The organism is Nocardia sp. NPDC047648 (genome assembly GCF_040642815.1).
Classification (GTDB): domain Bacteria; phylum Actinomycetota; class Actinomycetes; order Mycobacteriales; family Mycobacteriaceae; genus Nocardia; species Nocardia gamkensis.
Genome location: NZ_JBEYSX010000002.1, coordinates 202,866 through 216,375 on the forward strand (window position 1 = coordinate 202,866; position 13,510 = coordinate 216,375).

Here is a 13,510-nt window from a genome sequence, read left to right on the forward strand (position 1 = left end):
CGCCACCGCGACCCAGTTCGCCGTGCCGGCCGTCACCTTGGAGCTGCTCACCGACGACGACACCCTGGTCACCCGCGTCCGGTTGCACTGCGACCTGGCCTAGGACCACCTGACGGCGCGGTTGTCACCGTGTCCTGGAGATCGTTATTTCGTCGGCAGGGGCGAGGTGCTGCCGACATCGGTGATCTTCCAGCCCGCGTCCTTGTTCACGACGATCTTGTAGACGACGGTCGTCATCGCGCCGTCGGGTGACTGCGCGCTGGTGGAGGCGACGGTGAGGAAGACGTGCACCGTGTACAGGCCGGGGTTCTCGGACTGAACCTTCGCGGCGATGGGGGTGGCGGTCGAGGTCCAGCGCAGGGGGGTGAGCAGGTCGCGGAGTTTCGGGGCGGTGCTGTCGAACTTCGCGGCCAGCTCGGGTGTGGTGTTGGCCTTCAGGCGCCCGGACCAGGACGGGAAGTCCTGATAGTCGATCGTGGAGGCGCCCACGGCGTATTGTGTGCCGACCTGTTCGGCCTGGCGGACATCGGCGGCCGTGGCGTCCCGGTCGGCGAGTTCGCCGCGCGCGCCGGACCACAGCACACCGAAGGTGACCGCGGCGGCCGCCAAGACGGCGACCACCAGTGCGGCCGCGATCGTCCTGACCCGGACGACGGAGTCGGCCGCGGAGTCGGCGGCCTGCGAGGTTTCATCGGAGACGGTCGTTGTCATCGTTCTTCCGTTTTCTCGAGGGGCTGTCGGACGGTGACGCGCAGGTGGAGGGCTCCGTCGTCGCCGGTGGCACGCAGGGCCGAGGCGATGAGCGCGCTGAGGTCGAGCTGCCCGGATGCCCTGGTCGCGGCGTCGACCAGCGGTTGCAGAGCGGGCGCGAGCCCGCGCAGGTCGGGACCGGTGTCGTGCAGCAGGGCCACGACCCGGTTCAGGAACGGGACGAGTCCGTCGCCGCCGGTGTAGTCGTCGGGCAGGACGCCACCCTCGTGGTTGTCGAGGATGCCTTCGACGACCGCGACCACCTCGCGGACGCGCACGCCGTAGCGTCCCCACTGCGGTCCACTCTCGGCGAAAGCGGTTCCCGCCCAGTCACTATCGGCGCCGACTCGCTGGAGTTCCTCCAGCAGCCCACGCAGCTTCGCCGACCGGGACACCAGCGTCGCGGCCAGCAGCCCGGTGGAGCGGCCGAGTTCGGGCACCAGCTGTTCGGTGCCGGCCAGCCCCTGGGAGACCGTGGCGACCAGTTCCCCCAGCGCCTGGGGGTCGAGCTGATCCAGCACGCGGGTCAGGGCGTCGGCCATGTCGGGAATCGAGACCGGAGGGCGGACGCGCTCGGCGGCCAGGCGCTGCCCGTCGGCGAGGTACGGGGCGCCGGTGGCACTGCCCGGCCGGAATTCGACATACGGTTCCCCCAGCGCCGAAAGCCGCTCGATCACCACCGAACTCGCCGCCGATACGCGCCGGTCGCGGCTGATCCGCAGCGCCACGGTCACACCGTCCGGTGCCGGTTCCACTGCGGTGACGTCGCCGATCCGCACCCCGAGGAACAGCACGGGCGACCTCGGCAGCAGCCCGCCGGAATCCGGCAGCGCCATGGTGATCCGGTCGTACTTCTCGAACCAGTCGACCCGGACCACACCGAAGGTCAGATACCCGGTGCCCAGGATCAGTACCGTCACGATCGCGCCGAGCGAGAGGACCGTACTCCGCTTCATCTCACCATCCCGATCATCCGCAGAACGCCGATCATCCGGCCGAGCTGTTCGTCCTCCGGCATCGCCACGCCGTCGATGCCGACGCCGGCGACGTTCACCTTCGGGCCCTTCGCCGCGAACGGGATGACCTTGTCCCGCAACAGCGCGACCAGGGCCGCCAGGTTGGACGGCGCGCTCGTATCGAAGGGGCGCGCGGTGAACAGCAGCGGCATCAGCGCCTCGGCCGCCGCGTCGCCGGAGGCGGCGAGCGGGGCCAGCCATTCGATGCTGTGCGCGATGCCGCCCAGCCCGCCGATGACGCCCAGCAGCTCGACGACCGAGGCCGCCGAGACCGAGACCTGCTGTGCCCCTTCGGGTGTCAGCAGCTCGCCCAGCGCGCGCGAGTTGTCCTCGATGGCACGCAGGTTGTCCTGGAACGCGAGGCCCAGCGCGGTGACCTGGTCGAGATTGGCGCTGATGTCGGCGAGGTCGGCGCCGAGGACCTGCGCGATGCGCGCGGTGTCGGCGGGGTCGGGGGGCATGGCGGCACCGACCTGGCTCACGATGTCGCGGGCGTGGCCCATCGCCCCGGTGCCGACGAAGGAGGCGATGCCGGACATGATGTCCTCGACCTGGGTGGCGGGCTGCGACCGCGCCAGGGGTATCACCGCGCCGGGCGCGAGTTCGCGCGAGGTGTCCGCCGCGGGCACGGTGAGTTCGATGTGGATGTCGCCGAGCACGGTGTTCTGGCGCAGTTGCGCGGTGGTCGCGGCCGACAGCCGCACCGTCCGCAGGATCTCGACTTCGGCCACCGCCATGCCGGGCTCGCGCGGCGTCGGGTCGACGACTCGCACCGAGTCGAGGGTGCCGATCCGCACGCCCGAGGACATGACCCGCGCGCCGGCGGGCAGGTTCAGGGCGTTGGCGAATTCGATACGCACGGAGTAGGTCTCGCCGGAGAGCCGCGCGCCGGGGAGGGGAACGGTCGCCGGATCGAAGGCGCAGCTCGCGCTCACCGTCGCGGCGAACGCGAGCACGCCGATCCGGCCTGCCCGCCGGCGGTTGCCGCCGTTCATCGTCCTCCGATCGCCGAGAAGATCAGCTCGCTCAGACGCACCGCCGACAGGTTCGTTCCCGCCGGACAGGAATGCGGTGTCAGGGCGTTCATCGCCGCGCACAGCCGCTCGGCCTCGGCCTGCGGCAGGGCGACCGCAGGCGCGCCGTAGACCAGCGCGCCGTCGCCGGGCGCGGCGGCAGCCGCCGTGCCGAGGGCCGCCGCGATCGGCGGCACGGCGGTCACGATCTGCTGCAGTTCGCCGCTGTGCCCCGCGAGCAGGCGCAGCACCGGTGCCGCGGCGGCCGCTCCGTCGAGGAGATGACCGCCGTAGGGACGGAGGAGACTGTTCACCCAGACCAGCAGCCGGCCCACGCGCTCGATGATGGGGATGGCAGTCCCGAAGATCGTGTCGTTGATGAATTCGAAGGCGGGCGCGAGCCTGCCGATCGCGGCCTTCACCTCGTCCCAGTTGATCCGCAGCGTCTCCGACAGCGCGGACAGAGCGTCGATGAGCGCGCCCAGGTGCCCGGTCGCCGCGTCGGGGGCGCGCAGCGCCGCCGCGAGATCACCGATCAGTCGGTTCAGCGCGGGCCCGGTGCCCGAGGTCGCGGTCCGCAGCGCGGCCACCCCGTCGCGCAGCTGGTGGGACGCCCCGGGCTCGCCCCCGCCGTCGAGCGCGGCGGCCAGCTTCGACACCGCGTCCAAGCTCTCGGTGACGCTCTTGGGAGTGAGGGTGTGGGTGATGCAGCGGCCCGGGTCCCAGTCGGCGGTGGCGGTGCCGTCGAACAGCACCGCCAGGTGCCGGTCGGCGACCAGGGTGTCCGATACGGTCGTCGCCGAGACCTCCCCGCGCGGCGGATGCGCGGTGGTCAGGTCGAAATCCACCCGCACGTCGCGGGCGCCGGGGGTGATGGCGGTGACCTCGCCGACGGCGATCCCACGCACCGTGACATGGCTGCCGACGTAGAGCCCGACGGTGTCGGGCATGATCGCACAGTAGGACCGGGCCGCGGACGCCGAGGGCACCACGACGAGGCACCCGGCCACCGCCGCGGCGCACAGCGCGCTCCCCGCCACGCCCGTCACCACGTGCGTTCGCTTCACCATTCCCACGATCAGCACCCCGCTCCCGGCAGCGGGACGCAGACCGCGTCCACGGTGGCGACCCGCGCGGAGTGGTCCACGGCCACGGTGCCCTGCGGGGTCACCAGCTGCCGCAGGCGGGTGAGCGTGTCGGTGACGTCGGCCAGCGCCGTCCCGAATGTGTCACCCAGGCCGCGCAGCTGCGGCAGCAGCGCGGTGAGCTCGTCGACCAGGGGAGCGAGCGATTCGTCCCAGACCGGGCGCAGCGCGGTCAGCCGGGCGAGCAGCCGCTCGGTGATCGACAGGCCGGCGACGATCTCCTGGCGGTAGGCGAAGACCGCGTCCTCCATCCGGCGCAGCGAGCCGATCAGATGGAACAATCGCGGCGCGTCGTCCTGGGTGGCGGCGAGGTACTCGTCGGCGACCGCGAGGACGCGCGAGATGTCCGCGCGCTGGGTGATCATGATGTCCACCAGGGAACTCGCGGCCTGGCCCATCCGGCGCAGGCTGTCGGGATCCGCCGTGAGCGAGGAGCCGAGCACGGCGAAATTCCGGCGCAACGTGTCGCCGTCGATCTCGCCGACCGGCCGGGCGGCGTCCTCGAAGACCCGGGCCAGGCTGTAGGGCAGGCGCACCCGATCGGCGGGGATGATCTTCCCGCCCAACCGGTCGCGGCCCGCAGGCAGCACGGCGAGGTAGTGACCGCCGACGGCGGTGAGCATCCGCACGTCCAGCGTGGTCGCCTCGCCGAGGACGATGCCGGAATCCACGGTGAAACTCATCCGGACCCGGTCGGCGAGCAGCTCGAGCGCGCGGACGTGCCCGACCGGGACGCCGGCCACCCGCACGCTGTCACCCACCTTCATCGCCCCGGCTTCGACCAGGTCGGCACGGTAGGTACGTTCGCCGAGGGGCACCGTGTAGGTGATCGCCGCCGCGGCGATCAGTACCGTGGCCACCGCGAGGCCGAGCAGACCGAGCGTCAGCTCACGTCGGCGTTCGTCGCGGGGCATGAGGGCGCGGGTCGCTCGGGCGAGCCGCGACCGGCGTCGAGTCATCTCTTGCACAGTGTGATCCGCTGTCCGTTCATCAGAATTGCCAAAGCGTCGGGAACATCGGCGTTCCCACGGGAGCATGTCCGGTTCACCTCCTGACCGGTGCGAGGGACGATCGCTGGCAGGGTCTGCAGCAGACCGGGCAGTCCGGCCAGGACGTCCGCGGCGGCCCGCGGATCCGGGATGGCGGCCCGTACCGCCTGGGCCAGATCGGGATTCGCCTCCGGGGTCAGCCCCAGCGTCGCGGCGAGGCTGTCGATCGGTGTCAGCACCGAGGGGGCGGTGACGACGAAGTCGATCAGCCCGGCCATGCGCTGTTCGAGGGCGTCGAAGACGTGGTCGAGGCCGGCCAGCAGTGTCATGGCGTTGGCGGAACGGGCGTCGAGCCGGTCGGCGACCCGGCGCAGGTTCGCCACCAGCACCGACAGGACCGCCTGTCGGTCACGCACGTAGGCCGACAGCCGCTCGATCGCGTCCAGCGCCGGTCCGATCCCGGTGCCGTTACCGTCGAGCACCGCCAGGATCGTCTCGGTGAAGTGGTTCAGCGCCGCCGGCGAGAGATCCGCCAGCACCGGCTGCAACCCGTTGAACAGGGCGGTGATGTCGAAGGATCCCAGGGTGCGGCCGATGCCGATGACCTGATCCGGACGCTGCGGGCGGCTCGCCTTCGGCGGTTGCTGCACATCGACATAGCGCTGCCCGACCAGGGTCTGGAACCGGATCGCGACGGTGCCGGCCTCGTCTACGGGGTGATCGGTCTGCACCGTGAAGCGGACCCGCGCGCGGAACTCGCCGTCGAGCAGGATTTCGCCGACCTTGCCGACCTGCACGCCGTACATGCGCACGTCGTCGCCCACCTTCAGCCCGTTGACGTCGGTGAACACCGCGGTGAACATGGTGTCGGCGCCGGTGACGGGTCGCTCGATGGACTGCAGGATCAGCGCCAGCAGGATCACCATCGCCGCGGTGAATCCGGCCATGCGCACCGCGATCGCACGCACACTGCTCATCGGCCCGCCCCCACGGTGCCGCCGAGCAGCGCCTCCGACAGCACCGGGACACCGCTGAGGGTGAGTTTCAGGTTCAGCACCGGCCCTCCGGGCCCGTCCGGCATCGCCGCGCCGAGGCGGGCGAGCAGCGCGCTCAGCTCGGCGGAAGTCTGCTGCGGTGTGTCCACGGTGTGGCCCAGGGCGGTGAACAGCGGCGCCAGCATCTCGGCGTAGACACCCAGATACTGCCGCGCGGTCGTCATCGTGGTCGCGGCGGCCGGGAAGATTTCGTGGGCGATGGCGGCCACGGCCCGGTCGAAGGCGACGCGGTCGGTGCGTAGCACCTCGATGTGGTCGAAGTTGTCCAGGAGCTGGATGCTGCCCGCGATGAACGGCGGCGTCCCGGCCAGCAGCGCGGCGTACTGCCCGACCAGAAACGACGGCGCGTAGCGTTGGCCGTCGGCGACGGTGCGGCCCAGCACGACCACGGCTTCGAGCAGCGGGGTGAACACCTTCAGGTCGGCGGCCGCCTGCCGCAGTGTCTCGGCCAGCTGCGGGGTCAGGACCTGGCCGGTGGTCTCACCGAGCTGGCGCAGCAGGGTGCCCATGGTGGCGTCGGTCATCCGGTCGGCCGCCGCGCCGGTCAGCTCGATCACCGAACCGCCGCGCAACGGAGCGCCGCCGGGCCGCCTGCCGAGCTGGAGTTCGCCGATGCCGAACAGGTTTCCGGGCGCCGCGGTGACCGCCACCGCGTCGGTCAGTCCGTCCAAGCGCGCGGGATCCAGGGCCAGGGTCAGGCCCACCCTCGCGCCGTCGACGCTGTCGATCGTCTCGACGCTGCCGACCTGCACGCCGGTCAGCCGCACGGCCGAGCCGGTCACGATGCCGTCGCCGAGCCGCTCGGCCACGATCCGCACGCGCAAGGTGTCGTCGGTGCGCACGCTGCGGAATCCGCACCACGCCACCACGGTCACCCCGGCCAGTACCGTCGCGAGCACGCCGGTGAGCCGGGACTTCCACGGATCCATTGCCACGCCGGGCATTCCATACAGTGCCATGTCGCTATCCCGTGAATTCGATCGAGGAGTGGAAGCCCCACAGTGCGAGGGAGAGCACCATGTCCAGGGCGATGACGGCAACGAACGACGCACGCACCGCGCGCCCGGAGGCGATACCGACCCCCTCCGGCCCGCCGGTGGCGAAGAAGCCGTAATAGCAGTGGATCAGGATGACCGCCACGGTGAAGACCACCACCTTGAGCACGGCGGCGAATACGTCCGCGCCGGAGATGAACTGGAAGAAGTAGTGCTCGTAGACCCCCGGCGACTGTCCGTGCGCGGTGACGATGACCAGCCGGCACGACACATAGGCCAGGATCAGGGCGACCAGGAAGGTCGGCACGATCGCCACCACGCCCGCGATGACCCGGGTGGTCACCACCAGCGGCACCGAACGCAGGCCGAGGGATTCGATGGCGTCGATCTCCTCGGAGATGCGCATGGACCCGATCTCGGCGGTCATCCGGCAGCCTGCCTGGGCCGCGAAGCCGATGCCGGTGGCGATCGGCGCGAGTTCCCTGGTGCTGGCGAACGCGGAGATGATGCCGGTCAGCGGACCCATGCCCAGCATGTCGAGCGTGGCGAAGGACTCGATGCCCACACTGACCCCCATGGCGACGCCCAGCACCGCGAGCGTCGGTACCGTGCCCCCGCCGACGATCAGGGCACCGCCACGGCCCCAGGTCATCTCGGTGGTCACCCGCATGGTCTGCGGGCGGTAGTGCCGCACGGTCAGCGGGATCGAGGACAGCACCTGGCCGACGAAGCCGAGCACGAAGCCCAGGTTCTCCACCGGGCGCCACGCCCGCCGCCGCGACCGGACCGCGCGGTAGAGCCAGCGCAATCCCCGCGGTGAGTAGTCGGTGGCCACCATCAGGCCACCCGCACCGGCAGGAACATCGCCGACAGCTGCGTGAGCGCGACGTTGACCACCATGATCGCCACCACCGACAGCACCACCGCGGCGTTGACACCGTCGGCGACGCCGCGGGGTCCGCCGCCGGCCTCGAGGCCACGCTGACAGGCCACGACCACCACGATCATTCCGAACAGGATCGACTTGCCCAGCGAAACCACGACATCGGCGACCACGGTGAACGATCCGAACGTCAGCCAGTAGCTGCCGGAGGTGACCCCCTGCGCGGAGACCGCCACGAGGTATCCGGCCAGGATGCCGACGAACATGATCAGGATGTTCACCAGCGGGGCCACCAGGATCATCGCCACCAGGCGCGGGATCACCAGCCGCCGGACGGGATCGATGCCCATCACCCGCAGCGCGTCGATCTCGTCGCGGATGGTGCGCGCGCCGAGATCGGCGGCGATGGCCGAGGCTGCGGCACCACCGAGTAGCAGCCCGGTGGCCGTCGGCGCGCCCTGTTTGATCACTCCGAGGCCGCCCGCAGCGCCCACCAGCGAGTCCGCCCCGATCTGGTGGATCAGGTTGCCCACCTGGACCGAGACGATCACGCCGAACGGCACCGCCATCAGCACGGCGGGCACCGCGGTCGCGGTGACGAAGAACCAGCTCTGGCGCAGGACCTCCGACCAGCGCAGCCGCAGCCGCGCGATGTCGGCGACCGCGCCGGTCGACACATCGCCGAGCAGCCCGACCGCGCGGCCCAAGGTGCGCAGCGAGGACACCGCGGTCGCGGTGAGGGGTGCGGTGCGTCCGCTCACGATCACGCCCCCTGCGCGGCACAGGTGTGCCGGTCGGCGAGCGCGCGCAGTTCGGCGGTGACGGCCCCGGGATGCTCCAGCGGGCCGGAGTGTCCGTCGGGCAGCACGACGAGTCCGAGCGAGTTCGGCAGCGACCGTTCGAGCCGCCGCGAGGCCGCGAGGCCGAGCAGCCGGTCCTCCGCGCTGCCGATCACCAGAGTCGGGGCGCTGAGCCGTGCGGGATCGAGCAGACCGTCCTCGAGGGTGAGCAGGGCGCGAATCAGGCCGCGGCGGGTGGCGCGTGGGGTGGTCATGACCAGCTCACGGGTCAGGGCCCGCGCGGCGGGCGCGGCGGTGTGGCCGAGGACGATCGGCGACATCATCCGGCCGGCCCGGGGCAGCCGCACAGGGATCGGAATCCCGCTGATCGTCCGGAACAGCCGGGGTGCGATCCGGCTCGTCCGCGACGGCGTCGACCGGGGTTCCCGGCCGGCCATGGCCGCCGCGATCGTGGCGCCGATCCCACCCGGTGCGGAGTTGATCAGCACGATCGCGTCGGCGAGGCCGACCTCGTCCGGATGGTGGTGCGCCCAGGACTGCACGGCGACGCCGCCCATCGAATGCCCGGCCAGCAGGGCGCGCTCGCCGGGACGCAGCGCCGCTGCCAGCACCGCGGACAGGTCCTCGCCGAGCCGGGGGACGGTCAGGCCGTCCGCCGCGGGCCGACCGCTGCGGCCGTGGCCGCGATGGTCGAACGCGATCACCCGGTGGGTGGCCGACAGCGCCGTGATCTGGTGGGCCCAGAACCGGATCGAGCAGCAGAAGCCGTGCGCCAGCACCACCGGATAGCCGTCCTCGGGGCCGAATGCCTCGGCGTGGATCCTCGTCCCGTCGGCCGAGCGCACGTCGAGCGGCCGGCCGGGGGCGAAGCGGTCGAGGAACCGGAATTCCTCGTCCGCCCACATCCGGACCTGCCCGCCGCCGCTCAGGGTTCGCCATCCCGCCATCGGTCAGCGACCACCGCGGAGGGACGGCGGCCGGAGGAAGGATCCGGCCGCGGGCAGCTGCGCCTCGCCGCCCTCGCCCGGGAATCCGGACAGGGTGGAGAACACCAGCGCGCCGTTGACGAAGGCGTACCCGCTCGTGTCGCCCCGGCTGCTGTACCGGTACGCGGCCGGCTCGGGGCCGGCGCCGCCGGTCGCGGTGTGCCAGGTGGCCGTATCCGGGCGCAGCGGCAGGTGCCACGGCACGACCGCGTCGCCGGGGGCGTCGGTGGCCACGACGTCGATGTGCAGGTTCTCGCCGATCGTGGTCCAGAAGTACGGGTAGTCGATGAAGGACACGGTGTCGCCGAGCATGGCCCGTGCGGCGTGTCTGCCCTGTGCCGAGGCGACGCGATCGTGCTCGATGCGCACAGTGCGCCCGTGCCTGGCACTGTCGAACTCGCACATGTCACCTGCCGCCCAGATGTGGGGGTCGGAGGTGCGCAGGGTGGAGTCGCACAGCACGCCGCCGCCTTCGCCGAGACCGAGACCGCAGCGCTTGGCCAGGGTCGTCTCGGGGCGCGCGCCGATGCCGACGACGACGGTGTCGGCGGGCAGGGTCGTGCCGCCCGCCAGCACCACGCCCTCGACCCGCTCGTCCCCGCAAAGGGATTCGACGACGGAGCCGCTGTGCACGACGACGCCGAGGCGGCTCAGCTCGCCCTCGACGATGCGGCCGATCGGCGCGCCCAGCGAGCGCGCGAGCGGCACCGGTTCGGGAAACACCATGGTCGTGTGGATGCCGAGGGCGGCCGCGGAGGCGGCGGTCTCGGCGGCGACGAAGGATCCACCGACGACGACCAGCGACTCGGTGCCGATCAGATCATTGAGCAGTTCGTCGGCGTTGCCGGTGGTACGCAGGTAGTGCACGCCGGTCAGACCGGAGCCGGGGCAGTCGAGCAACCGGACGTTGGCGCCGGTGGCCAGCAGGGCCTTGCCCCAGCGCACCGTACGGCGCCCGACGCGGGCGGTCCGGGCCGCCGGGTCCAGCGACAGCACGGGGGAGCGCAGCCACAGCGCGATCTCGTTGTCCTGCCACCATTCCGGCGAGTGGACTGCGAGATCGTCGGCGGCCACCGCGCCACGCAGGTACTCCTTGGTGAGGTAGAAGCGGTGGTAGGGGGCATCGCTCTCGCGGGTCGCGAGCGCGACCGTGCCCGCGAAACCCTTGCGGCGCAGTTCCTCCGCGGCTCCCGCGGCCGCGACGCCGCCACCGATCAGCAGGATGTCGACCTCGTCGGCCTCGTGTGCTCCGGTCATCTGCTCACTCCTCCCAGGGGACGAAGTCGGACTTGCGGGCGCCGCACACCGGACAGACCCAGTCGTCGGGAATGTCCTCGAACGCGGTGCCCGGGGCGATGCCGCCGTCGGGGTCGCCGTCCGCGGGGTCGTAGATCATGCCGCAGCGCACGCAGACCCACAGGGCGGCGGTCGTCGTGGCGCTCACGCGCGCACCGACCCGAAGCGGTTGGCGCGGCGGAAGGTACCGAAGTCGTTGAAGCGGACGCCGTGCTCGGCGAGCACCTTCTGGCAGTCGTGCTTGATCAGCTCGCGCAGGTAGAACGGGTCACGCACCAGGAAGTGATGGATCGCGTGGGTCTCACCGAAGTTGAAGCACAGCGCGTGGAAGGGCTTGAGCCACCACGCCGTCCAGACCTGGGTCTGCTGCAGCACGTTGTGGGCCTCGATGTCGCCGTAGTAGTGCATGTTCGAGCTGACGAAGTGCAGACAGAAGGTGCGCACGGCGTTCGGGGCGAGGATGGTGACCGCCAGGAAGGTCAGCACGCCCATGCCGGGGACCGACGCGCCGGTGATCAGCTCGTAGACACTGATCCCGAGGAACAGATGCCACAGCGTGTAGTGGAAGATCCCCAGCGGGAAGTAGCCCATCACATTGATCGCCCGCAGGTAGGCGGCGTCCTTGGGCGTCTCCGCTTCGTGTTTCACGTAGGCCGACACCATGCGGTGGACCCGGAACGGCTTGGTGTACATGCCGAGGAAACTGTCGAGGAGGCTGATCGTCCTGCGAGGTCCCCAGCCCTCACCATTGGTGATGGCACGTTCCTCGAGGTCGGAATCGGTGCCCGAGACCTTGTGGTGGTGCAGGTGCAGCCGGCGGCGCACCCACGGGTTGATGGTCGAGGGCCGGAAGAACCAGACCCCGAACATCATGGTGTTGTGGACCGGCCTGTTGGTCCGGAAGTACATCGAGTGGATCAGGTCGTGCTCGAGCTCGTGCAGGATCGACAGCCAGAAGGCGGTCAGCGCGATGGTGGCCCACCATGGCAGGACGCCGAGGCCGTAGAGCACGGCGTCGGCGAGGACGCCGGCGACGGATACCACGAAGAAGGCGAGGCCGATCTGGTCCTGGTGCGCGTCGGCCCACGGGTGGCGTGCGCGCCACCGCGAGCCGATCTCGATGAGCGCCCCGCGGATGGTCGCGATCTTGTCCGCGTCGGCTGCCGTCAGGGCGCGCTCGCCGGGAAGTCTGGTTGCGATTCTCAAAGTTCCTCCTCCGGGAAACAGCAGAAGCTCAGTGTTGCTGCACCCGGAGGCCTATCGCTTGGCCAGGAAGTGTAGATTTCGCCGGTTCTTCATACCCTGGGTATGAAGAACCGGGGCGCGGCGCACCGGTCAGGCCAGTGCGATGATCAGGTCGAGGACCCGCTCCGGATCCGTCAGGCGGTCGCCGAGGATCTCGCGTATCCGGTCCATCCGGTACCGGACCGTCTGCGGATGCAGCACCAGATACCGGGCGACGTCCTCACGGCGGCCCTGATGCAGCAGCCAGGCCCGCAGGGTCTCCTCATAACGTGCCCGGGTGTCGGCGCGCAGATGATCGAACGGGGCGAGGGTGTCGGCCCGGTGCCGCGCGCGGGTGAGCGGGTCGGCGTGCACGACCAGCGCGGCCAGCTCGGATTCGGTGTCGGCGGGCCAGCTTTCGCGCCCATGGTGTTCCCAGGCCCGCGCGGCCAGCGCCGCCGAGTAGCGGACGTCGAGCCACGGCTGCTCGGGACCGACGGCCGCCCGCAGCCCGCCGACTCGTTCGAGCAGCGCGTCGCGGGCCGCGCCCGCCCCGATCGGGACGAGCAGCACCGCCATGTCGGGTCGCGCGGGGCCGGGCAGCGATTCGGCACCGGCCTGCAGGGTCCGCGCGTCCAGGGCGGGCACGGCGATATGCGTCTCGGCCCGAGGCAGGGCGATCGCGACCATCGATTCCGGCGGTCGCCAGTCGGCGAGGCGGGCGGCGGCGAGCAGCTCGGTCATGTCGTCGCCGCCGAGGAGCTTCTCGGCCAGGTACTCGCGCGCCCGCTGCCGCTGCCGACCCGCCGAGGCCAGCTCGTCGGCATGCCCACTCACCGCCGCGTCGGCCAGGGTGTCGATGTAGTAGAAGTTCAGTTCGGCGAAGGCCGCGATGTCGACGGTGCTCATGCCGTGCGCCTGCGCGGTGGCGCTCCAGTGCCGCCAGGCGATGCGGGCGCCCAGCCGGAACGAGGCGTTCAACGAGTCGATCGGACGGCCGACCTGGGCCTCGTACTGACCGAGCCGGAACGCCGCCTCCTCCACGTCCACCGGATCCACCGCGCGCCGAGTGTCGGGCTTTCCGCAGGCCACCAGCAGGAAGCCGGCGAGCATGGTTTTGATGGCCGCCTTGACCAGCCCGCCGAGTTCGGTGGCGAGCACCTCGGCGTAGACCGGGAGTTCGCGCGGGACGGACTCGAAGATCTCGTCGGCCGCCGCGTTGAGCGCGGCGTGGAGCGCGGTCGCGATGTCCGGCGGGACGAGCGGTGGCCCGGGCTCCGATGTCATGGGAACAGTATGGGCGGACCGCCCCCGACGGTACCGCCACGCGAGTTCGCCATCTCGCCACATCGTCGCGT

Annotated in this window: 14 protein-coding genes; all 14 read right to left on the reverse strand. The window is 71.2% G+C overall.

What is annotated here, in order from left to right:
• Positions 1 to 144 precede the first annotated feature (144 nt).
• The 14 genes from ABZ803_RS05325 to ABZ803_RS05390 all read right to left on the reverse strand — a co-directional run bounded on the left by ABZ803_RS05325 (position 145) and on the right by ABZ803_RS05390 (position 13,439).
• Positions 145 to 711 carry a hypothetical protein gene (locus ABZ803_RS05325; RefSeq protein WP_357033211.1) on the reverse strand — a complete coding sequence of 189 codons (567 nt, stop codon included), beginning with the start codon at positions 709 to 711 and terminating at the stop codon, positions 145 to 147.
• Positions 708 to 1,706, reverse strand: a complete 999-nt coding sequence (locus ABZ803_RS05330) for an MlaD family protein (protein ID WP_357033214.1) — start codon at positions 1,704 to 1,706, stop codon at positions 708 to 710. Before ABZ803_RS05330 ends, ABZ803_RS05325 begins: the two co-directional genes overlap by 4 nt.
• The gene (locus ABZ803_RS05335) at positions 1,703 to 2,761 is read right to left on the reverse strand and encodes an MlaD family protein (protein ID WP_357033217.1); all 1,059 of its coding nucleotides are present in this window, start codon (positions 2,759 to 2,761) and stop codon (positions 1,703 to 1,705) included. The genes ABZ803_RS05330 and ABZ803_RS05335 overlap by 4 nt, the downstream gene beginning before the upstream one ends.
• On the reverse strand, positions 2,758 to 3,846 hold the full coding sequence (locus tag ABZ803_RS05340; RefSeq protein WP_357033220.1) for an MlaD family protein: 1,089 nt from the start codon (positions 3,844 to 3,846) through the stop codon (positions 2,758 to 2,760). The genes ABZ803_RS05335 and ABZ803_RS05340 overlap by 4 nt, the downstream gene beginning before the upstream one ends.
• Positions 3,847 to 3,857: 11 nt before the next feature.
• Positions 3,858 to 4,883, reverse strand: a complete 1,026-nt coding sequence (locus ABZ803_RS05345; RefSeq protein WP_357033223.1) for an MlaD family protein — start codon at positions 4,881 to 4,883, stop codon at positions 3,858 to 3,860.
• Positions 4,880 to 5,890, reverse strand: a complete 1,011-nt coding sequence (locus ABZ803_RS05350) for an MlaD family protein (protein ID WP_357033226.1) — start codon at positions 5,888 to 5,890, stop codon at positions 4,880 to 4,882. The genes ABZ803_RS05345 and ABZ803_RS05350 overlap by 4 nt, the downstream gene beginning before the upstream one ends.
• Positions 5,887 to 6,927 carry an MlaD family protein gene (locus ABZ803_RS05355; protein ID WP_357033229.1) on the reverse strand — a complete coding sequence of 347 codons (1,041 nt, stop codon included), beginning with the start codon at positions 6,925 to 6,927 and terminating at the stop codon, positions 5,887 to 5,889. Before ABZ803_RS05355 ends, ABZ803_RS05350 begins: the two co-directional genes overlap by 4 nt.
• Positions 6,928 to 6,931: 4 nt before the next feature.
• A complete protein-coding gene (locus tag ABZ803_RS05360; RefSeq protein ID WP_357033232.1) occupies positions 6,932 to 7,801 on the reverse strand; it encodes an ABC transporter permease in 870 nt (289 codons plus the stop codon).
• Complete coding sequence (locus ABZ803_RS05365) at positions 7,801 to 8,607, reverse strand: ABC transporter permease (protein WP_357033235.1); 807 nt, start codon at positions 8,605 to 8,607, stop codon at positions 7,801 to 7,803. Before ABZ803_RS05365 ends, ABZ803_RS05360 begins: the two co-directional genes overlap by 1 nt.
• A 2-nt stretch (positions 8,608 to 8,609) precedes the next feature.
• A complete protein-coding gene (locus ABZ803_RS05370; RefSeq protein WP_357033238.1) occupies positions 8,610 to 9,593 on the reverse strand; it encodes an alpha/beta hydrolase in 984 nt (327 codons plus the stop codon).
• A 3-nt stretch (positions 9,594 to 9,596) separates the two neighbouring features.
• On the reverse strand, positions 9,597 to 10,889 hold the full coding sequence (locus ABZ803_RS05375) for an FAD-dependent oxidoreductase (protein ID WP_357033241.1): 1,293 nt from the start codon (positions 10,887 to 10,889) through the stop codon (positions 9,597 to 9,599).
• Between the two features lie 4 nt (positions 10,890 to 10,893).
• Positions 10,894 to 11,076, reverse strand: coding sequence for a rubredoxin (rd, locus tag ABZ803_RS05380; RefSeq protein WP_357033243.1), 183 nt, complete (start codon positions 11,074 to 11,076; stop codon positions 10,894 to 10,896).
• Complete coding sequence (locus tag ABZ803_RS05385) at positions 11,073 to 12,134, reverse strand: fatty acid desaturase (RefSeq protein ID WP_357033246.1); 1,062 nt, start codon at positions 12,132 to 12,134, stop codon at positions 11,073 to 11,075. The genes rd and ABZ803_RS05385 overlap by 4 nt, the downstream gene beginning before the upstream one ends.
• Before the next feature lie 129 nt (positions 12,135 to 12,263).
• Positions 12,264 to 13,439 (reverse strand): helix-turn-helix domain-containing protein, encoded by a 1,176-nt coding sequence (locus ABZ803_RS05390; protein ID WP_357033249.1) that lies wholly within the window; start codon positions 13,437 to 13,439, stop codon positions 12,264 to 12,266.
• Positions 13,440 to 13,510: the final 71 nt, after the last annotated feature.

Excerpts from the sequence above, each read along its gene's own strand:
- ABZ803_RS05325 (WP_357033211.1), bottom strand. The coding sequence starts at position 711 with ATGACAACGACCGTCTCCGATGAAACCTCGCAGGCCGCCGACTCCGCG.
- ABZ803_RS05330 (WP_357033214.1), bottom strand. The coding sequence starts at position 1,706 with ATGAAGCGGAGTACGGTCCTCTCGCTCGGCGCGATCGTGACGGTACTG.
- ABZ803_RS05335 (WP_357033217.1), bottom strand. The coding sequence starts at position 2,761 with ATGAACGGCGGCAACCGCCGGCGGGCAGGCCGGATCGGCGTGCTCGCG.
- ABZ803_RS05345 (WP_357033223.1), bottom strand. The coding sequence starts at position 4,883 with ATGACTCGACGCCGGTCGCGGCTCGCCCGAGCGACCCGCGCCCTCATG.
- ABZ803_RS05350 (WP_357033226.1), bottom strand. The coding sequence starts at position 5,890 with ATGAGCAGTGTGCGTGCGATCGCGGTGCGCATGGCCGGATTCACCGCG.
- ABZ803_RS05355 (WP_357033229.1), bottom strand. The coding sequence starts at position 6,927 with ATGGCACTGTATGGAATGCCCGGCGTGGCAATGGATCCGTGGAAGTCC.
- ABZ803_RS05360 (WP_357033232.1), bottom strand. The coding sequence starts at position 7,801 with ATGGTGGCCACCGACTACTCACCGCGGGGATTGCGCTGGCTCTACCGC.
- ABZ803_RS05370 (WP_357033238.1), bottom strand. The coding sequence starts at position 9,593 with ATGGCGGGATGGCGAACCCTGAGCGGCGGCGGGCAGGTCCGGATGTGG.
- ABZ803_RS05375 (WP_357033241.1), bottom strand. The coding sequence starts at position 10,889 with ATGACCGGAGCACACGAGGCCGACGAGGTCGACATCCTGCTGATCGGT.
- ABZ803_RS05390 (WP_357033249.1), bottom strand. The coding sequence starts at position 13,439 with ATGACATCGGAGCCCGGGCCACCGCTCGTCCCGCCGGACATCGCGACC.